The organism is Natrinema pallidum DSM 3751, assembly GCF_000337615.1.
GTDB classification, from domain to species: Archaea; Halobacteriota; Halobacteria; order Halobacteriales; family Natrialbaceae; genus Natrinema; species Natrinema pallidum.
The window spans coordinates 34,128-52,619 of record NZ_AOII01000046.1; the positions used below are offsets into that span (position 1 = coordinate 34,128).

Sequence of the window (18,492 nt, forward strand, 5' to 3'; positions counted from 1 at the left end):
GCGGTAGGGAGGACAGGTAAAAGAGGTACCGTTCTCGTGTGACCGACGCGCCCCGTAACGACACACCGCGGTGTCCCGCACGACGCTCGGTCGTCGGGAACGGACGCTCCGAAATCGGGCACTCGGACCACTGGACGGGGCAATCGAGGACGTTCGAGGATGTGTGTCGGGGCGACGGCGGACGCGCGAGCAACGGGTTGAGACGGTTCGAGTCAGCCTCGAGAGCGGGCCGTTTGGGAATTCTTAAGCGCGGGTGTCGACAATCGCCACGCGATGACGACGCTACGAACACCGGGACCGACGATCGGCGTAGTCGGAGGGGGACAGCTCGGGCGGATGCTCGCCGAGGCGGCCGCGCCGTTGGGCATCGAGGTTGTCGTCCTCGACCCGACGCCGGACTGCCCAGCCGCGCCCGTGGCCCGCGACCAGATCGTCGCCGGGTTCGACGACGAAGCGGGGATCCGCGAACTCGCCGCGCGTGCCGACGTGCTCACGTTCGAAATCGAACTCGCCGACCAGGACGTGATGGATCGGGTGAGCGAGGCCACCGAAACGCCGGTGCACCCGAAGCCGTCGACCCTCGAGACGATCCACGACAAACTCGTCCAGAAACGCGAGCTCGCCGACGCCGGGATTCCCGTCCCGCCGTTCCGCGCGGTCGAGGACGCCGCCGACATCCGTACTGCGATCGACGACTACGGCGCGCCGGTGATGCTCAAGGCTCGAACCGGCGGTTACGACGGCCGCGGCAACGTCCCCGTCGAATCGAAAGCCAAAGCGGACGAGGCCCTCGAGTCGGTCGCCGGCCCCGCGATGGTCGAATCGTTCGTCGACTTCGAGCGCGAGGTCTCGGTCATCGCGGTCAAGGGCGACGACGAGATCGCGACCTTCCCGATCGGGGAAAACGTTCACGAGGAGGAGATCCTCCGGGAGACCGTCGTTCCCGCACGCTCGAGCGAAACCGTAACCGAGCGCGCTCACGCGGTCGCACGCGACGTGCTCGAGGTAATGGACGGCCGCGGCGTGTACGGGATCGAACTCTTCGAAACGACGGCTGGCGAGGTGCTCCTCAACGAGATCGCGCCGCGTCCGCACAACTCCGGCCACTGGACGATCGAGGGCGCGCAAACGTCCCAGTTCGAGCAACACGTACGGGCCGTCCTCGGCTGGCCGCTCGGCTCGACGGCGCTCCGTTCGCCGACGGTGATGACGAACCTGCTCGGCGATGTGGACGACGAACGGCCCGCACAGCTGCGTGGGCTCGACGAAATCCTCGAGACGCCCGGCGCGAACCTCCACTGGTACGGCAAGCGGCAGGTCAGACCCCTCCGGAAGATGGGGCACGTGACGCTCTCGGCGGGCGATGCTGACGCCTCGCGCGAGGAATTACTCGAGCGTGCGCGCGATCTCGTGGCCGCCGTCACGTTCCGCGCGTAACGCCTTCGGTCCCGGTCGTCACGCTTTCTCGCCTCGGATACCACCGTTTCAAGTCGCTTCCCCGATGATCACCACCCATGAGCGACAGCGTTACCGACCTGATCGACCGACTCCACGACGAAGCCGAGCAGGACCGTCCGACCGAGGACACGCCGGACGTCGGGATCGTCATGGGAAGCGACTCCGATCTCGAGACGATGCTGACCGGCGGGACGCGCCGCGGCGCGTACGATGCCTTCGTGGATGAACTCGGCTTCGCCGAGCAGACCGAGTACGAGTCCCCGCCTGCGGCCCGGTTCACGTTCGAGACGTATGTCACGTCGGCACACCGGACGCCGGACTTAATGACGGCTTACGCCGAGACCGCCGAGGAGCGCGGGCTCGAGGTGATCATCGCGGGTGCGGGCGGCAAGTCGGCGGACCTGCCGAACATGACCGCCTCGATCGCGTACCCGCTGCCGGTGATCGGCGTCCCGGTCCAGGAGAAGTCGGTCGACAGCGTTATCGGGATGCCGACGGGCGCGCCGCTGGTCGCGGTCGACGCGGGCAAATCGTTCAACGCGGCGCTGTCGGCCGCACAGATTCTCGCCCGGCAGCACGAGGCCGTTCACGATCGGCTGGTAGCCTATCACGAGAGCCTGCGCGAGGGCGTGGGAGCGGTCTCGCGAGAACTCCACGACGGGGGCACACCGGCGTTCGGGGATCGGGATCGCTAATTCGGTGCGGTCACGAGCCGCCGGCGGTCGACGGTCGAGAGCCGGCCGGGGCAGTCGTTTCGATCCGCCCGTGAAAAACGAATTACCGCCTCGAGGGCGTTTCGCGGCCGGTTTCGGGCTCGAATAATAGCGTATTACTGCTCCGTTCATGGCCCGGACGGCGACGGCTAGTATACGGTGATTATTCACGAGGGTCTCCGTTCGCTGAAGTCGCGTCTCGGCCCGTGTTTCCCCGAAAAACAAAGAATCAACCCTTATGTGCGTGCGGTTTGAACCCTCGAACGTTACGGAGATGAATGATTGGATCGCCATCGGGGCGCTGGCGCTCGTCGGGGTACTGATACCGTTCGGGATGATGGCGGTATCGTATCTCCTGCGGCCCACCGTGCCCGAAACGAGCAAACGCGCCACTTACGAGAGCGGCGAGATTCCGACCGGCGGAACGCGCATCCGATTTAATATCCAGTATTACATGGTTGCGCTGCTGTTCGTCGTCTTCGATATCGAGACCGTCCTCCTCTTCCCGTGGGCGGTCGCCTATCAGGATGCGCTCGCGGCGGATATCCCGCTCGTCCGCGCGCTCGGGCCGATGCTGTTGTTCGTCGCCATCCTGCTCGTCGGTCTCGCGTGGGCGTGGCGTACGGGCGCAGTACAGTGGGCACGGACACCCCGCCAGCTGGAAACTGACAGACCATGAGTAGCGAACAACCACGCCAACAGATCTACGACAGCACCGCACCGTCGACCGACACCCGCGACTCGCGTATCGGTGAGGGTGCCGACGATCGCTTCAACTCGAAGCTTCGGGAGGCCTTCGGCTCGACGCCGTTCATTCTCACGAAGTTCGACAAGTTCATGAACTGGGTACGGGGCAACTCCATGTTCATGCTCCAGTTCGGGATCGCGTGTTGCAGTATCGAGATGATGCACACGTACGCGATCAAACACGACCTGGATCGCTTCGGAGCCGGTGTCCCCCGGGCCTCCCCCCGACAGGCCGACGTGATGATCGTCCCCGGGACGATCGTCTCGAAGTTCGGCCCCCGCATGAAGCGGGTCTACGACCAGATGCCCGAACCCAAGTTCGTCGTCGGCATGGGCTCGTGTACGATCTCCGGCGGCCCCTTCCAGGAGGGGTACAACGTCGTCAAGGGTGCCGAGGAGATCATCCCCATCGACATCCACGTCCCCGGCTGCCCGCCGCGGCCGGAGGCGCTCGTCTACGGTATCGCCAAACTCCAAGAGCGGATCCGCAACGGCGAATCCACGCCCGTCGTGGTCAAGCCCTACGAACTCGAGGAGTTCGGCGAGCTGCCGAAAGACGAACTCGTCCAGACGCTCGCCGACGACATCGACGAGGAAGACCTCGTTATGCGCTACAACTGGGCTGATTCACCATGAGTACGGGACTCGAGCGAGAGCCATCGGTCGCGGTGACGGAGGACGAACTCGAGGCGCTGGTCGGTGACCGCGCGCTCGCGCGTGACGATCACCTGAACGCGCCGGGATTCGTCATTCGGCCGGATGCTGTCCAGGACGTGCTGACGGACCTGCGCGATGAGGCCGGCTTCGACCACCTCGCGAACCTCACCGCACAGCAGTACGCCGACCGCTACGAGTCGATCTATCACCTCCGAAAATACGCGGACCCGACCCAGGAGGTGTCGATCGTCGTCCCGACGACGACCGACGACCCGGTCAGCCAGACGGCCGAACCGGTCTTCCGGACCGCCGACTGGCACGAACGGGAGGCCTTCGACCTCGTCGGCATCGACTACGAGGGCCACCCCGACCCGCGCCGCATCCTCCTGCCCGAGACCTGGCAGGGCCATCCGCTCTCCGAGGGGTACGACCAGGAGAAGCCCCAGCTCGTGACCCTGACCGAACACGCCAACCCGGTCCAGCCGGACCACCACGACGACGAGTCGGATACGATGTTCCTGAACATCGGTCCCCACCACCCGGCGACCCACGGCGTGCTCCACATCGAGACGGTGTTAGACGGCGAGACGGTCGTCGATGTCGACCCCGATATCGGCTATCTGCACCGCTGCGAGGAGCAGATGTGCCAGCAGGGGACCTACCGACACCAGATCATGCCCTACCCCGACCGCTGGGACTACGTCTCCGCCGGTCTCCTCAACGAGTGGGCGTACGCGCGCACGGCCGAGGATCTCGCGGACATCGACGTCCCGGAGTACGCGCAGATCATCCGGACGATGGGCGCGGAGTTGTGTCGGATCGCCTCCCACATGCTCGCGCTTGCGACCTTCGCGCTGGACGTCTACGGCGACTTCACGGCCATCTTCCAGTACGGCATGCGCGACCGCGAGGTCGTCCAGGACATTCTCGAGGATCTCACCGGCCAGCGGCTCATGTTCAACTACTTCCGGCTGGGCGGGGTCGCCTGGGATCTGCCCGACCCCCGCGAGGAGTTCATCGAGAAGACCCGCGACTTCCTCGACGGCCTCCCCGCGAAGGTCGACGAGTATCACGACCTGCTGACCGCCAACGAGATCTTCCAGGTTCGGACCCACGACACGGGTATCCTCGAGCCCGAGGTGGCCAAACAGTACGGCTGTACGGGCCCCGTCGCCCGTGGCTCCGGGATCGACTACGACATCCGACGGGACGACCCCTACGGCTACTACGACAACCTCGAGTGGGACGTCGTGACCGAGGACGGCTGTGACAACTACAGCCGCGTCCTCGTACGTATGCAGGAAGTCGAGGAGTCGGCGAAGATCATCGAGCAGTGTCTCGACTTGCTCGAGGACTGGCCGGAGGACGAACGCACCGTCCAGAGCAACGTCCCCCGGACGCTCAAACCGGACGCCGACACGGAGATCTACCGCAGCGTCGAGGGCGCGAAGGGCGAACTCGGCATCTACATCCGTTCGGACGGCACCGACAAGCCGGGTCGGTTCAAGATCCGGAGTCCGTGTTTCCACAACCTCTCGGCGCTGCCAGAGATGTCCGAGGGCGAGTACATCCCGGACCTGATCGCGTCGCTGGGGAGCCTCGATATCGTGCTCGGGGAGGTGGACCGGTAGTATGACCGGTGGCCAGATCGCAGGCGCGGCCACGTTGCCGTCCGTACCGCCGACGGTGCCGCTACAGGATACCGTCTTGCTTCCCGAACGGCTCGGCGAGCTGACCGGCCTCGACGGGTTCGGCCTCGGCGGCGAACTGCTCGCGACCTTCATCGCGGCCTTCATCGTCGGCAACCTGATGCTCGCGATGACCGGCGTCGCGGGACCGTGGGCCAAACGGAAGATCACCGCCGCGTTCACCGACCGGATCGCCGTGAACCGACTCGGACCGGCAGGGCTCTTCATTATCCTCGCCGACTCGGTGCGGCTCCTCTCGAAGGAACTCGTCGTTCCGGAAAACGCGGATCGGCCGGCGTACGACCTCGCGCCGATCGTCGTCGCGTCGTCGGCGCTGCTCGGGTTCGCCGTCATTCCGATGGGCAGCGGGATTCACCTCGCCGACCCGGAGGTCGGGCTGGCATACGTCTTCGCGATCTCGGGGATCGCCAGCCTCGGGTTGGTGATGGCCGGCTACGCGTCGTCGAACAAGTACTCGCTGCTCGGCGGCCTCCGCGCGGTGGCACAGAACATCGCCTACGAGATCCCGCTGGTCATCACCGGGATGTCGATCGTGATCTTCGCCGGCACGCTGCAGATGGGCGAAATCGTCTCGGCACAGGCGAAACCGCTGCTTACGATCGCGGGGATTTCGATTCCCTCGTGGTACGCGCTGGTCAACCCCTTCGCGTTCGTCCTCTTTCTGGTGGCGAACTTCGCGGAGGTCGGTCGTAACCCGTTCGACACGCCCGAGGCACCGACCGAGATCGTCGCGGGCTATCAGACCGAGTACTCCTCGGTCTACTTCGTCTTGATCTACCTCGGGGAGTTCCTCCACATCTTCCTCGGCGGGGCGATCATCGCGACGATCTTCCTCGGCGGCCCGGCCGGGCCCGGACCGGCGGCGCTCGGCATCGTCTGGTTTATCATCAAGATCTGGGCGGTGTTCTTCGCGACGCAGTGGCTGCGTTCGGCGGTTCCCCGCGTCCGGATCGACCAACTGATCGAGATCGGCTGGAAGGGCCTCCTCGTCCTCTCCTTTGCCAATCTCGTCTTGACCGCGGCAATCGTGGGGCTGATAGCATGATCGGGATACTCAAATCGATGGCAACGACGATGAAACACGCACTGGACGGCTCCACCTTCACGGTGGAGTATCCGGAGACCGCACCCGACGTCTCGCCGCGATTCCGCGGCGTCCACAAGTTCAGTCAGGAGCGGTGCATCTGGTGTCGCCAGTGCGAGAACGTCTGTCCGAACGATACGATCCAGATCGTCACGAACGATCAGCGACAGGGCGAACAGTACAACCTCCACATCGGCCAGTGTATCTACTGCCGGCTCTGCGAGGAGGTCTGTCCCGTCGACGCCATCCTGCTCACGGAGAACTTCGAGTTCACCGCGGACACGAAACACGACTTCGTCTACAACAAAGAGCAGCTGAAAGCGGTACCGTGGTACAAGGACATCGACCCGCTCGCCTCCCGTGAACCCGACCGGGACGCGTGGGTCGGTGAGGGCGACGGAGAGGTCGACTATCAGTAACGGGTCCGCCCGTCCCGCAAACGGGCACTACCAACAACCATGAACTACGAGCTGATCGCGTTCGCGCTGTTCGCCGTCGTAACGCTGGCCAGCGCGGTGGGTGTCGTGCTCATGCAGGACCCGTGGCATTCGGCGCTCCTGCTGGGCGTGGCGCTGCTCAGCGTGGCGGTCCACTACGTGATGCTGGCGGCGGAGTTCGTCGCCATGATGCAGGTCCTCGTCTACGTGGGCGGGGTCCTCGTCCTCATCACGTTCGCCGTCATGCTGACCCAGCGCGACGACACCGACGCAGACGAGGTGGTACAGGCATGACGACCGGTCCGAAACTCCGACTCGGCAAGACGCTGGTGCCGGGACTACTCGCTGTCGGACTGTTCGGTGTGATGGCACTGATCACGCTGAACACGGCTTTCGAGCCGATGACGACGGCTGCGGGTGCCGGCTTCCCCAGCGACGTCTCGATCACGGCCGAACTCGGCTACGCCCTGTTCGGCTTCGACGAACTGCAGACGATCGGCGGCACGGAACCGTTCCTCGCCGCCGTCTTGCTCGTCGCCGTCGCGCTCGACGCCGCACTCGACGCCTCGCTCGTCCTCGCGAAACGCGAGGAGGGTGGCGAACCCGTGTCCGCGCTCTCGAGCACCGGCGAGGCCTCGAGCGACGAGGGCCGGGAGCCGGCCGTCGCCGACGGTGGGAACCGCTCCGATGGCAGCTTCCGGACCCAGACGGGAGGTGAGAACCGATGACCGTCGACGTGCAGTACTACGTACTGCTGTCGATGGCAGTGTTCTGTATCGGACTGTTCGGGGTCCTGACGCGTCGCAACGCACTGTTGTTCCTGATGTCCGTCGAACTCATGCTGAACGCGGCCAATATCAATCTGATCGCGTTCGCGTTCTATCACGGCAACCTCACGGGGCAGTTGTTCGCGCTGTTTACGATGGCGCTCGCTGCCGCAGAGGTGGCCGTCGGACTGGGAATCATCTTGGTGCTGTACCGAAACTTCCGTGATGTCGATGTCACGGTTCCGACGACGATGAGGTGGTAAGATGGCAGCAACAGCAACAGGACCGTTCGGATTCGCACCGGCGATCGCAGTGTTCCCGCTCGTGGCGTTCGTGATCACGCTCGTCTTCGGGAGGCATCTGCCGAAGAAGGGAGCGCTCCCGGGCATCCTCGCCACGGCAGGTTCGCTCGTGGTCTCGTTAGTGATGTTCGCGGCGGTCGCGGGCGGCGACGAGCATCACACGACGCTGTACGAGTGGACGTCCGGCGCTGCCACCAGCGAAACCATGGTCGAGGGGATCGAATTCACGTTCGGCATCCTGATCGATCCGCTCTCGGCGCTCATGCTCGTCATCGTTTCGCTGGTCGCCCTGCTCGTTCACGTCTTCAGTCTCGGATACATGAACGCCGAAGGGGAGACCGGGCTTCGACGATACTACGCCGAACTCGGCCTCTTTACCTTCAGCATGCTCGCGTTCGTCTTCGCGGACAACCTGCTGATGGCGTTCATGTTCTTCGAGCTCGTCGGCCTCTGTTCATACCTGCTGATCGGGTTCTGGTTCCGCACGGAATCGGCCCCTTCGGCCGCGAAGAAGGCGTTCCTGGTCACCCGCTTCGGTGACTACTTCTTCCTGATCGGCGTCGTCGCGATCGCGGCGACGTTCGGGACGGTCGGCTTCGCCGGCGAGGAATCGTTCATCACCGCCGCCGAGACGGCGATCGAGGACGGGACGACCCTGTTCGGCTTCGACGCCGAGACCTGGGTGACGATTACCGGACTGCTCGTGCTGGGCGGCGTCCTCGGCAAGTCCGCACAGTTCCCCTTCCACACCTGGCTGCCCGACGCCATGGAGGGCCCGACCACCGTCTCCGCGCTCATTCACGCGGCGACGATGGTCGCGGCCGGGGTCTATCTGGTCGCCCGGATGTTCGGTTACTACGCGCTTTCGCCGACCGCGCTGGCGATCATCGCCTTCGTCGGCGGCTTCACCGCCCTGTTCGCCGCGACGATGGCCGTCGTCAAAGACGACATCAAACAGGTGCTGGCGTACTCGACGATCAGCCAGTACGGGTACATGATGCTCGGGCTCGGCGTCGGCGGCTACGTCGCCGGGGTCTTCCACCTGATGAACCACGCCTTCTTCAAGGCGCTCCTGTTCCTCGGTGCCGGTGCCGTCATCATTCTGATGCACCACGAACAGGACATGTGGGAGATGGGCGGCCTCAAGGACAAAGCGCCCGTCACCTACTACACCTTCCTCGCCGGCGCGCTCGCGCTCGCGGGAATCGTCCCCTTCTCGGGCTTCTGGTCGAAAGACGAGGTGCTGTTCGACGCCCTCGCAGTCGGGCTGGAGCAGCCGGTCATCCTCGCGGCCTACGCGATGGGGCTGCTCGCCGTGTTCTTCACCGGGTTCTACACGTTCCGGATGGTCTTCCTGACCTTCCACGGCGAACCCCGGTCGGAGGCGGCCGAGGACCCACACTCGGTCGGCTGGGCCGTCAAGGTCCCGTTGCTCGCGCTCGGGACGCTCGCGGCCGTCGCCGGCTTCGTGAACCTCGCGCCCGTCGCCGAACTGCTCCACGCCGACATCACCTTCCTCGAGTTCTGGCTGGACGGCGAGTACGGTGCCGTTGAAGGGCTGACCTACCACGCGTACCACGAAACGGTCGCCTTCGAGGAGGGTGTCATCGGGTCCGAGACGACGACGATGCTGCTGAGCGCGGGACTCTCGCTCGGGCTCGCACTGGCCGGCGCGTTCACGGCCCATACGCTGTACAACGTGCCCGACCCGTCCCGTCACACGACGAAACTCGGCGGTGCGTACCGCGTCCTGAAGAGCAACTACTACCAGGACGAGTACCAGGTCTGGCTCGCGGAGGGCCTGACGCTGCCGCTGGCTCGAGCGGCCGACCGCTTCGACCAGACGGTCATCGACGGGGTCGTCAACGGAACCTCGACGATCAGTTTGTTCGGCAGCGATCGATTGAAGCGGATACAGACGGGTATCGTGACTAACTACGCGGCGCTGTTGGTGGGCGGGTTCATCGGCTTACTGCTCGTCCTCGGCTATCTTGGAGGGTGGTTCGCATGATGATAGAAGCGCTTATCGCTGTCGCACTGATCGGCGCGTTGGTGACGTTCGTCGCGCCGAATCGCATCGCCGGCAAACTCGCGTTCGTCATCAGCCTCGTGCCGGCGGCGCTCAGCCTGTGGCTGTTCGCCGCCTTCGACGGCAGTGGAAACGCGTTACTCGACGGTGAGTTGGCGTTCGAATCGCAGGCAGCATGGCTCGAGATCGGTGACCACTCGATCTCGTGGTTCGTCGGCCTCGACGGGATCAGCCTACCGTTGGTCGTCCTGACGACGATCCTCTGTACGCTCGCGATCGTCAGCTCTTGGACCCCGATCGACGACCGGGAATCCCAGTTCTACGGACTCATCCTCTTCATCGAGGCGAACCTGATCGGCGTCTTCTCGGCGCTCGATTTCTTCCTCTGGTTCGTCTTCTGGGAGGCGGTCCTGATCCCGATGTATCTGCTGATCGGGATCTGGGGCGGTCCGCGCCGGAAGTACGCCGCGATCAAGTTCTTCGTCTACACGAACGTGGCGTCGCTGGTGATGTTCGGGTCGTTCATCGCGCTCGTCTTCGGGCTCGGGGATTCGGTCACGTCCTTTGCCCTCCCCGAAATCGCGACGGCGATGCGAAACGGGGGGCTCGATGGGCTCTTCGGGCTCGGTGGACCCGCCCTGGCATCGGTCGTCTTCATCGGGATGTTCCTCGGGTTCGCGGTGAAGGTCCCGATCGTCCCCTTCCATACGTGGCTGCCGGACGCCCACGTGGAAGCGCCGACGCCGGCCTCCGTGCTGCTGGCGGGCGTCCTGCTGAAGATGGGGACCTACGCCCTGTTGCGGTTCAACTTCACGATGTTCCCCGAGCAGGTCGAGGCCTACGCGATTCCGATCGCCGCGATCGCCGTCATCAGCGTCATCTACGGCGCGATGCTGGCGCTCGCCCAGACCGACCTCAAACGGATCGTCGCCTACTCGTCGGTCTCGTCGATGGGCTACGTCATCCTCGGGCTGGTCGCGTACACCACGTTCGGCGTCGGCGGGGCGACCTTCCAGATGGTCTCTCACGGCCTGATCTCGGGACTGATGTTCATGGCCGTCGGCGTCATCTACAACGCGACGCACACGCGGATGGTCACCGATATGTCGGGGATGGCAGACCGGATGCCGATCGCGGTCGGAATCCTCATCGCCGGCGCGTTCGGTTACATGGGCCTGCCCCTGATGAGTGGGTTTTACGGCGAGTTCACGATCTTCTTCGGGACCTTCGGCTCCGAGTTGCTCGACTACTCGCCGCTGTTTACCTCGCTGGCGATGTTCGGTATCGTCATCGTCGCGGGCTACCTGCTCTTTGCGCTCCAGCGGACGGTGTTCGGGCCGTATCGACTCGAAACTGACTACGAAGTGAGCCGCGCACCCGTCCACGACATCGCGTCGATGGGCGTCCTGCTGGGACTCATCATCCTTCTCGGTGTGGCTCCCGCACTGATCTTCGACATGATAACCGACGCAATCGAACCGATCATCGGAGGTGGTCTCTGATGGCGGTTCTCGAACTTCCCGACTGGATGGCACTCGCACCGGCGCTGATCCTGGCGGGGACGGCGCTCGTCCTGTTCCTGATAGACAGCATCGAGCCCCACTCGACGAACCGTACGCTGTTGTCCGGTACCGCCGTCGCCGGCTCGCTGTCGTCGCTGGCCGTCGCCGTCTGGTTCACCGTCGCCGGCGTCGGCGCGACGGGAATCGAGAACTACGGCGTGATCGATATCATGGACGGCCAGTTCGTCGTCGACCAACTGGCGCTGTACTTCATGATCATCATCGCGGTCGTCACGGCCCTCGTCACGGTCGCGAGCTACGACTACCTGCAGGACCACACCTACCAGGCCGAGTATTACTCGCTGGTCGTTCTCGCAGCGACCGGGATGTCGATGATGGCCGCCTCGAACAGCCTCGTGACGATCTTCATCGCCCTCGAGCTGACGAGCCTGCCGTCGTACGCGTTGGTCGCGATCCTGAAGGACAACCGCGGCAGCGTCGAAGCGGGGCTGAAGTACTTCCTGATCGGGGCGCTGTCGTCGGCGATCTTCGTCTACGGCGTCTCGCTGGTCTACGGTGCAACCGGCTCGCTGCAACTCACGCGTATCGCCGCGGTTCTCGAGAGCGGCGACGGAGCCGTCGCCGAAATGGGGGGACTCCTCGGACTCGGCATCCTCATGTTGATCGGTGGGATCGCGTTCAAGACCGCGAGCGTTCCCTTCCACTTCTGGGCCCCCGAGGCCTACGAGGGCGCGCCCGCACCGATCTCGGCGTTTCTCTCCTCGGCCTCGAAGGCCGCCGGCTTCGTGCTCGCGTTCCGCGTGTTCACGACCGCGTTCCCGCTCGAGGCGACGACCGGCATCATCGGCATCGACTGGACGCTGGCGTTTGCCATCCTCGCGATCGTCACGATGACGCTCGGGAACTTCGCGGCGGCGACCCAGGAGAACGTCAAGCGGATGCTCGCCTACTCCTCGATCGGCCACGCCGGCTACGTGCTGATCGGGCTCGCGGCCCTCTCGGCCGACGGCGGGGACCTCGTCATGGGTGCGGCCATGATGCACCTGCTGGTCTACGGCTTCATGAACACGGGTGCGTTCCTGTTCGTCGGACTGGCCGAATACTGGGGCGTCGGGCGGACCTTCGAGGACTACAACGGCCTCGCCGAGCGAGCGCCCTTCGCCTGCGGCGCGATGGCGGTCTTCATGTTCAGCCTCGCGGGCGTCCCGCCGTTCAGCGGCTTCTGGAGCAAGTACCTCCTCTATACCGAACTCATCAACGCGGCGGCGGACAACACGGCCTTGCTCGTCCTCGCGGCCGCACTGGTGATCAACAGCGCGCTCTCGCTGTACTACTACTCGCGGCTGGTCAAAGCACTCTGGATCGAGGAACCGCTTCTCGATCGCGACCGCCTCGCCCAGCCAACCGGCCTCTACGCGGCGATCATCGCCGCGGCCGTCATGACCATCGTCCTCCTGCCGGCGTTCGGCCCGGTCGCCGACGCCGCGCTCGAGGCGGCCGCCGCGGTCGTCGCCTGACGCCGACCCGGTAGCTTTTACCCGTCGCGGTCGCAAGCGCCGATACATGGTTTTTCGGCTCGTGCTCGGCTGCGGGACCGTCTGCCGACAGGTCACCGAACGACTGTCCGAGCGCGACGGCGACCGACTGCTCGTCATTACTGCCACCGAGAGCGTCGTCGAGACGCTGCGTGACGAGAGCGTGCCGGCTCGCAGTGCCGATCCGGCCGATCCCGCCGCCATCGCGAACATCGAACCGCCGGACGTGATCTTCGTCGGCAGCGACCGCACCGACATCAACCGGGCCGCACTCCGGGGGGCGCGGGATCGCTTCCCCGACGCGTCGATCGTGGCGTATCTGGGCGGGAACGCGACGGCGGCGGACCGCGATCGGTTCGACGAACTGGCGGACGGCGTCGTCGATCCGACGGCCGCGCTCGCGGATCGAGTCCTCGACGGGACGGCCAGTCCGTCGGCCGAAGCCGCCATCGAACTCCGGGAGCAACTCGCGAGCATCGACGGCCGGCTGGCGGTCATCGCCCACGATAACCCCGATCCGGACGCGCTCGCGAGCGCCGTCGCGCTCGTCGCTCTCGCGGAGTCGGTCGGCGTCGACGCCGACGCCTGTTACTTCGGCGAGATTTCCCATCAGGAGAACCGGGCGATGGTCAACCTCCTCGAGTTGAACCTGCGAAACATGGCTCCCGACGACTCGATCGCGGAGTATTCGGCGTTCGCGCTTGTCGATCACTCCCGGCCCGGGGTCAACGACCAGCTTCCGGGGGACCTCCACGTCGACATCGTCATCGATCACCACCCGCCTCGCGGCCCCGTTCCCGGCGAGTTCGTCGACCTCCGGCAGGGTGCGGGCGCGACCAGCACCATCCTGACCGAGTACCTCGAGCGGTTCGATCTCGAGATCGACGCCGCGACGGCGACGGCGCTGCTGTACGGGATTCGGGTCGATACGAACGACTTCACTCGGGAGGTGTCCCCGGCCGACTTCCGGGCCGCATCGGCGCTGTGGCCCCGGGTCGATACGTCGCTCCTGCGTCGAATCGAACAGCCCTCTCTGGAAGGTGAGACCCTCGAGACGATCGCCCGAGCGATCAAGAACCGAATTCAGCGCGATTCGGTCGCCGTCGCCAGCGTCGGCCGGATCGGCGACCGGGATGCGTTGCCCCAGGCCGCCGATCAGTTACTCGCAATGGACGGCGTCGACACGACGCTCGTCTTCGGCTTCGCCGACGAGATGGCCTTCCTGTCGGCTCGGTCGCGGGCGGCGGACATCGACTTGGGCGAGACGCTTCGGGACGCGTTCGACCGGATCGGCAGCGCCGGCGGCCACGCCGACATGGCCGGCGCACAACTCGAGGTCGGCATTCTGGGCAGCGCCGACGACGAGGCGGAGATCGAGTCGATCGTCAGCGTCGTCGAGGAAGTGATCACGAACCGATTCCTCGAGGCGATCGAAACGCAACCGGGGGTTCCGGTCGGAGCCTACACGCAGACCAGCGAGTGGCTGTTCACCCAGCGCGGCGAGCCGGACGACGGCGAGTCGGTCTGACGCGATAGTCACGAGCCGATCGCCAGCGTGTCTCGCGACGAACGTGGAAGCGTCCGAGCCGGCAGCGGGTGGTCCGGGCTCGCTCGGGCACCGTTACGATGCGTTGGGGGTGCCGGTGGACTTACGGTTCCGAAGCGAAAACATGTCAATAGAGCCATGTCAACAGTGATCGATCCCGAGCGGAGAACGTGGCTAGGTGTGGGCGTCCACGGTATTGGTCTGTTGTTCTCAGTTCTCGGGGTGGGACTGGCATATCTCGTCTCGAGTACCGATTTCGAGAGACGGAACGCGAAAAACGCTTTGAATTGGCATATTCCGTTCTTCATCGCGTGGAACGGGAGCGCAGTCGTTGCATTCATCGGCGTCGGTCTCGCATCCGCCGGCACGGCCGGGTCGGTCGTTCCTCGACTCTTGATACTGTTCGGATTGGTCGGGTTTCTGCTCCTCGGTATCGCCAATCTCGTCGTCTGCTTCGTGGCGACGGGGAAAGCACTCGACGGAGACTCGTGGGAGTATCCCCTCGTCCCCGAACTCGTTTAACAAACCCCCTGCCGCCTGAAGCGCGACTCCGGGTGCGCGAGTCACGACCGGCAGCCCGGAAGACACGCTTTTCCACGCGGGGGTCCTCGACTCATCCATGGAGGTCGTGTCGGACCGGACGAAGCCCACGGTCAAAGACTACATGACACGCGACGTGGCGACGGTCTCACCCGACGAGACCGTCGGTCAGGTCGCGACGCGGATCGCCGAGAGCGAGCAACACAGCGGTTTTCCCGTCTGCGATCGACGCCGCGTGGAGGGCTTCATCAGCGCCCGCGACTTGCTGCTCGCCGAGGACGACGACCCGATTTTCAAAGTCATGGCGACGGAACTGCTCGTCGCTCACCCCGACATGAAGGTAAACGACGCCGCACGCGTCATCCTTCGGTCGGGTATTCAGAAACTCCCTGTCGTCGACGACGCGGGCAACCTCGTCGGAATCATCTCCAACGCCGACGTCATCCGCAGCCAGATCGAACGCGCGACCCCAGAGAAGGTCGGGAAGCTGATGCGAACCCTCGAGCAGATCCACGGGATCGAACTGACGGAGGAGCGCCGGACCGTCCCGCTCTCGGAACTCACGCCCACGCAGGGTCGGGTCTACGCCGACGAACTCGAGGGGCGGCGCTACGAACTCGAGCGGGGACTAGCCGAGCCGCTGGTGGTTATCGACAACGGCGGCACGCTCCTGCTGGCGGACGGCCACCACCGCGTGCTGGCGGCCGACCGGTTGGAGATCGACGAGATGGATGCCTACGTTATCGTTATCGACCACGAAATCGAACTGGGGATGGCTCGGACGGCCGATAAAGAGGGATTAGAGCGGATCGACGACATCGATGTCGTCGACTACGCACGCCATCCGCTGGTTCAGACGACCAAGCGGCTCCAATCCGACGACGGACGCGAAGGCGAAGCCGAATAGGGGCTCGACGGCCCGACGCGGCCACACAGTCACGGCGGGCCGACAGTCGCCGCGCGCGAATGCTGGTGAGCGTTATCCGTGTCCGTACGGTAGCTCGCTCGATGACCGACTCACCGACACCCGACCGCGTCCTCGTCGCCGGTGCCAGCGGGGCGACCGGCGAGGAGTTGCTCTCCGTCCTCCGACCGACCGATCTCTCCGTTCGCGCGACCACGCGCTCGTACGCTACCGTCGACACGCTCGAGCGCCACGGTGCCGACGAGGTGGTCGTCGCGGATTTCTTCGAATCGGCGGACGCCGTCGAGGCAGTCGAAGACTGTGATATCGTCTACTGTGCGGTCGGATCGCCGCCGGGACCGCGCCACGTGATCGGCGGCAAACTGGTCGATCGAACCGGGGTCATCAACCTCGTCACTGCCGCCATCGGGGCCGACGTGTCCTTTTTCGTCCTCGAGAGTGCGATCGGCGTCGGCAACTCGAAGGGGGCGCTCCCGCTGCCGACTCGACTCCTGATTCGTGGCTCGTTACGAGCCAAACGCGACGCGGAGTCGGCGCTTCGCCGGTCCGGACTGGCATATACGATCATCCGGCCCGGGAAACTGACGACCGAGCCGCCGAGCGGTGATGTCGTGGTCGGTACGGGCGGTGCGTCCCTCTCCGGATCGATTCCGCGAGCCGACGTGGCGCGAGTGATGGCCGCGTCGCCGTTCACACCGGAGGCACGCAACCGGACCGTCGAAATCGTCAGTCGCGACGGCATGTCGAACGCGCCGGCCGACCGCGTCGATATCGAGTGGGCCGACGACCGCCTCACGACCGGCCACGAGCACCGCCGGGTCTGACGACTTCGCGCCGGCGACCAGCAGGCTCGGTTCGCGACGGTGACCCGCTCGAGGGCGGTTCGGACGGATGGGGCCGCTCCGAGTAGTTCCCGACGGCGGTAGTCGCGACGATCAGCCCGAGACCGGCCATCGCCCGCGGTCCGATACCCGCTCGTCGTCGAACACGGTCGTCCGTACGCGCTCCTGTGCGTCGGCTCTCGTATGGGTGCCGTTACAGCGGCGTGACGCCGTTCAGAATCGAATCGCTCGTGAAAAAGATGGCAGAGTTAGCCGAACAGTTCGCCGAGGCCTTCGCCCGTCGTCTCGTCCTCGTCGTCGTCCTCCTCCGGTTCGGGTTCTGCGTCCGCTGCTTCCTCTTCGGCCGATTCCTCCGCCCCTTCTGCCGGTGCTCCCGTAGCACTGTCCGCTGGCACCGGCGCGCCCGCACCGAACGCGGTGTCTGCGATGGCGTCCTCGATGTCGACATCCTCGAGTGCGGCGACGAGCGCTCGTACGCGGGACTCCTCGATTTCGACAGTGGCAGCCTCCAAGACGTCGCGAACGTTCTCTTCGGAGATTTCGCTGTCGGCTTCGTGGAGTATGAGGGCTGCGTATACGTATTCCATCGATCCCACCCGTTCGACTGGTACGCTATCAATGCACAAAGAAACACCGTTGGTCAGTGAGAACGACTTATTCGCCTGGGTTCGTGTATTTCGGAACCCGAACGAGACCGTTCGACAAGGACGCGGCGAACGCCGAACGAACGGGAGTCACACCTCGGGAAACGTTCTTCCGTGATTGCGGTGTAGCACCGACAGTGATCCCCGTGAGCACCGATGAATCCGAGTCCGACGGGCTGGTGTTGCACCGACGACTATCCGAAAAGGAGCTGTGCTTGCTGCTGTTGATCGGGATTGCTGTCATGATGTCGGTGACCGGCTTCGTCCTCATACTCAATTGATTCCGACGGCTGGCAGTTACCGATCGACTTCCGTCTCGGACGTCTCGTGTCGCGTCCGTTCGTCGGTTTCGATCACCCGGGCTGCAAACCAGGTCACGACCCCCAGCGCGCCCATCGTCACCAGCAGGATGGCAAATTGGATCGTCGACTGAAGCGGGTCGAACCCCCACGGGTTGAAGACCGCAAAAACGGCGACGAAGAAGCCGATGATCGCGAACGGGATCAGGTTGACTGCGAGGTCGAGCGTGATTTCGGCGTCGAAGGCACGTCGGCTCATTCGTGTGACAGTGTGGCGGTGTTTCGAGGTGGCGTCCAACCCATTCGCTGCTCGTTCGATGTTATCGCTGTGGGGTTCGTCGACGCTGCAGCAGGCCAGCACCGACGATCGTCACGAGCCCGCCGAAGACCAGCGCGGTACCGCGATTCGTCAGTCCAGAGAGCGGTTCGAGGAGGCCGATCGTGAGTGTGCCGGTTCCGTGAACGGCCAGAACGACACCGATGAGGACGAAGACCGTGCCGAGCGAGGCGGCGACCGGTAGCGGCTGGTCGACGTAGTCGGCCTCCGCCAAAAGCCCGGCAACGCTCGCGGCGAACACCACGAGCCCGGCGACGGCGATCGGGACAAGGCCGACGATGATGCCGACTTCTGAGCCGGCGAGCCCGACGGCCACGAGAAGCGGCCACGGTCTCGCGGCGTCGGTCCGATCGCCGTCGATCCCCCTCGAGTGGTCGACCATACTCGGCGTTCCACGT

Annotated in this window: 20 protein-coding genes; 17 read left to right on the forward strand and 3 right to left on the reverse strand. The window is 64.9% G+C overall.

Annotated elements, in window-relative coordinates; translation table 11 throughout:
• Positions 1 to 273 precede the first annotated feature (273 nt).
• From C487_RS08945 to C487_RS09025, 17 genes are all read left to right on the forward strand, one after another.
• Complete coding sequence (locus tag C487_RS08945; RefSeq protein ID WP_006185417.1) at positions 274 to 1,437, forward strand: 5-(carboxyamino)imidazole ribonucleotide synthase; 1,164 nt, start codon at positions 274 to 276, stop codon at positions 1,435 to 1,437.
• A 77-nt stretch (positions 1,438 to 1,514) separates the two neighbouring features.
• Positions 1,515 to 2,153, forward strand: coding sequence for an AIR carboxylase family protein (locus C487_RS08950; RefSeq protein ID WP_006185418.1), 639 nt, complete (start codon positions 1,515 to 1,517; stop codon positions 2,151 to 2,153).
• Positions 2,154 to 2,445: 292 nt separating this feature from the next.
• Positions 2,446 to 2,850, forward strand: a complete 405-nt coding sequence (locus tag C487_RS08955) for an NADH-quinone oxidoreductase subunit A (RefSeq protein ID WP_006185419.1) — start codon at positions 2,446 to 2,448, stop codon at positions 2,848 to 2,850.
• Positions 2,847 to 3,554 (forward strand): NADH-quinone oxidoreductase subunit B, encoded by a 708-nt coding sequence (locus C487_RS08960; protein WP_006185420.1) that lies wholly within the window; start codon positions 2,847 to 2,849, stop codon positions 3,552 to 3,554. The genes C487_RS08955 and C487_RS08960 overlap by 4 nt, the downstream gene beginning before the upstream one ends.
• On the forward strand, positions 3,551 to 5,206 hold the full coding sequence (locus C487_RS08965) for an NADH-quinone oxidoreductase subunit D (RefSeq protein ID WP_006185421.1): 1,656 nt from the start codon (positions 3,551 to 3,553) through the stop codon (positions 5,204 to 5,206). The genes C487_RS08960 and C487_RS08965 overlap by 4 nt, the downstream gene beginning before the upstream one ends.
• A 1-nt stretch (position 5,207) precedes the next feature.
• Positions 5,208 to 6,329: a complex I subunit 1/NuoH family protein gene (locus C487_RS08970; RefSeq protein WP_006185422.1), complete on the forward strand. Its 1,122-nt coding sequence runs from the start codon at positions 5,208 to 5,210 to the stop codon at positions 6,327 to 6,329.
• On the forward strand, positions 6,326 to 6,787 hold the full coding sequence (locus tag C487_RS08975; protein WP_006185423.1) for a NuoI/complex I 23 kDa subunit family protein: 462 nt from the start codon (positions 6,326 to 6,328) through the stop codon (positions 6,785 to 6,787). Before C487_RS08970 ends, C487_RS08975 begins: the two co-directional genes overlap by 4 nt.
• 39 nt (positions 6,788 to 6,826) lie before the next feature.
• Entirely contained in the window at positions 6,827 to 7,099 is a 273-nt protein-coding gene (locus C487_RS08980) for an NADH-quinone oxidoreductase subunit J (protein WP_006185424.1), read from the forward strand.
• Positions 7,096 to 7,533 (forward strand): hypothetical protein, encoded by a 438-nt coding sequence (locus C487_RS08985; RefSeq protein ID WP_006185425.1) that lies wholly within the window; start codon positions 7,096 to 7,098, stop codon positions 7,531 to 7,533. The genes C487_RS08980 and C487_RS08985 overlap by 4 nt, the downstream gene beginning before the upstream one ends.
• Positions 7,530 to 7,835: an NADH-quinone oxidoreductase subunit NuoK gene (gene nuoK, locus C487_RS08990; RefSeq protein WP_006181260.1), complete on the forward strand. Its 306-nt coding sequence runs from the start codon at positions 7,530 to 7,532 to the stop codon at positions 7,833 to 7,835. The genes C487_RS08985 and nuoK overlap by 4 nt, the downstream gene beginning before the upstream one ends.
• A gap of 1 nt (position 7,836) precedes the next feature.
• Positions 7,837 to 9,885, forward strand: coding sequence for an NADH-quinone oxidoreductase subunit L (nuoL, locus tag C487_RS08995; protein WP_049908044.1), 2,049 nt, complete (start codon positions 7,837 to 7,839; stop codon positions 9,883 to 9,885).
• Entirely contained in the window at positions 9,882 to 11,405 is a 1,524-nt protein-coding gene (locus C487_RS09000) for a complex I subunit 4 family protein (protein ID WP_006185427.1), read from the forward strand. Before nuoL ends, C487_RS09000 begins: the two co-directional genes overlap by 4 nt.
• Positions 11,405 to 12,943: an NADH-quinone oxidoreductase subunit N gene (locus C487_RS09005; RefSeq protein WP_006185428.1), complete on the forward strand. Its 1,539-nt coding sequence runs from the start codon at positions 11,405 to 11,407 to the stop codon at positions 12,941 to 12,943. The genes C487_RS09000 and C487_RS09005 overlap by 1 nt, the downstream gene beginning before the upstream one ends.
• A 46-nt stretch (positions 12,944 to 12,989) precedes the next feature.
• Positions 12,990 to 14,489: a DHH family phosphoesterase gene (locus tag C487_RS09010; protein WP_006185429.1), complete on the forward strand. Its 1,500-nt coding sequence runs from the start codon at positions 12,990 to 12,992 to the stop codon at positions 14,487 to 14,489.
• A 156-nt stretch (positions 14,490 to 14,645) separates the two neighbouring features.
• Positions 14,646 to 15,029 carry a DUF4870 domain-containing protein gene (locus tag C487_RS09015; RefSeq protein ID WP_049908045.1) on the forward strand — a complete coding sequence of 128 codons (384 nt, stop codon included), beginning with the start codon at positions 14,646 to 14,648 and terminating at the stop codon, positions 15,027 to 15,029.
• Between the two features lie 97 nt (positions 15,030 to 15,126).
• Positions 15,127 to 15,954 carry a CBS domain-containing protein gene (locus C487_RS09020; RefSeq protein WP_006185431.1) on the forward strand — a complete coding sequence of 276 codons (828 nt, stop codon included), beginning with the start codon at positions 15,127 to 15,129 and terminating at the stop codon, positions 15,952 to 15,954.
• A gap of 101 nt (positions 15,955 to 16,055) precedes the next feature.
• Positions 16,056 to 16,796, forward strand: a complete 741-nt coding sequence (locus C487_RS09025) for an NAD(P)-binding oxidoreductase (RefSeq protein WP_006185432.1) — start codon at positions 16,056 to 16,058, stop codon at positions 16,794 to 16,796.
• A gap of 266 nt (positions 16,797 to 17,062) precedes the next feature.
• On the opposite strand, the gene rpl12p is transcribed toward C487_RS09025, so the two are convergent.
• The 3 genes from rpl12p to C487_RS09040 all read right to left on the reverse strand — a co-directional run bounded on the left by rpl12p (position 17,063) and on the right by C487_RS09040 (position 18,476).
• The gene (gene rpl12p, locus C487_RS09030; RefSeq protein ID WP_006185433.1) at positions 17,063 to 17,401 is read right to left on the reverse strand and encodes a 50S ribosomal protein P1; all 339 of its coding nucleotides are present in this window, start codon (positions 17,399 to 17,401) and stop codon (positions 17,063 to 17,065) included.
• Between the two features lie 354 nt (positions 17,402 to 17,755).
• Positions 17,756 to 18,016, reverse strand: coding sequence for a DUF6684 family protein (locus C487_RS09035; protein WP_049908046.1), 261 nt, complete (start codon positions 18,014 to 18,016; stop codon positions 17,756 to 17,758).
• Between the two features lie 61 nt (positions 18,017 to 18,077).
• Positions 18,078 to 18,476 (reverse strand): DUF7541 family protein, encoded by a 399-nt coding sequence (locus tag C487_RS09040; RefSeq protein ID WP_006185436.1) that lies wholly within the window; start codon positions 18,474 to 18,476, stop codon positions 18,078 to 18,080.
• Positions 18,477 to 18,492 lie beyond the last annotated feature (16 nt).

Bases quoted from the DNA above. Each gene is read 5' to 3' on its own strand.
- C487_RS09000 (WP_006185427.1), top strand. From the start codon at position 9,882: ATGATGATAGAAGCGCTTATCGCTGTCGCACTGATCGGCGCGTTGGTG.
- C487_RS09010 (WP_006185429.1), top strand. From the start codon at position 12,990: ATGGTTTTTCGGCTCGTGCTCGGCTGCGGGACCGTCTGCCGACAGGTC.
- C487_RS08950 (WP_006185418.1), top strand. From the start codon at position 1,515: ATGAGCGACAGCGTTACCGACCTGATCGACCGACTCCACGACGAAGCC.
- C487_RS08975 (WP_006185423.1), top strand. From the start codon at position 6,326: ATGATCGGGATACTCAAATCGATGGCAACGACGATGAAACACGCACTG.
- C487_RS08955 (WP_006185419.1), top strand. From the start codon at position 2,446: ATGAATGATTGGATCGCCATCGGGGCGCTGGCGCTCGTCGGGGTACTG.
- C487_RS08960 (WP_006185420.1), top strand. From the start codon at position 2,847: ATGAGTAGCGAACAACCACGCCAACAGATCTACGACAGCACCGCACCG.
- C487_RS08965 (WP_006185421.1), top strand. From the start codon at position 3,551: ATGAGTACGGGACTCGAGCGAGAGCCATCGGTCGCGGTGACGGAGGAC.
- C487_RS08985 (WP_006185425.1), top strand. From the start codon at position 7,096: ATGACGACCGGTCCGAAACTCCGACTCGGCAAGACGCTGGTGCCGGGA.
- C487_RS08945 (WP_006185417.1), top strand. From the start codon at position 274: ATGACGACGCTACGAACACCGGGACCGACGATCGGCGTAGTCGGAGGG.
- nuoK (WP_006181260.1), top strand. From the start codon at position 7,530: ATGACCGTCGACGTGCAGTACTACGTACTGCTGTCGATGGCAGTGTTC.
- C487_RS09020 (WP_006185431.1), top strand. From the start codon at position 15,127: ATGGAGGTCGTGTCGGACCGGACGAAGCCCACGGTCAAAGACTACATG.
- C487_RS08970 (WP_006185422.1), top strand. From the start codon at position 5,208: ATGACCGGTGGCCAGATCGCAGGCGCGGCCACGTTGCCGTCCGTACCG.
- C487_RS09015 (WP_049908045.1), top strand. From the start codon at position 14,646: ATGTCAACAGTGATCGATCCCGAGCGGAGAACGTGGCTAGGTGTGGGC.
- C487_RS09005 (WP_006185428.1), top strand. From the start codon at position 11,405: ATGGCGGTTCTCGAACTTCCCGACTGGATGGCACTCGCACCGGCGCTG.
- C487_RS09040 (WP_006185436.1), bottom strand. From the start codon at position 18,476: ATGGTCGACCACTCGAGGGGGATCGACGGCGATCGGACCGACGCCGCG.
- C487_RS08980 (WP_006185424.1), top strand. From the start codon at position 6,827: ATGAACTACGAGCTGATCGCGTTCGCGCTGTTCGCCGTCGTAACGCTG.
- nuoL (WP_049908044.1), top strand. From the start codon at position 7,837: ATGGCAGCAACAGCAACAGGACCGTTCGGATTCGCACCGGCGATCGCA.
- rpl12p (WP_006185433.1), bottom strand. From the start codon at position 17,401: ATGGAATACGTATACGCAGCCCTCATACTCCACGAAGCCGACAGCGAA.
- C487_RS09035 (WP_049908046.1), bottom strand. From the start codon at position 18,016: ATGAGCCGACGTGCCTTCGACGCCGAAATCACGCTCGACCTCGCAGTC.
- C487_RS09025 (WP_006185432.1), top strand. From the start codon at position 16,056: ATGACCGACTCACCGACACCCGACCGCGTCCTCGTCGCCGGTGCCAGC.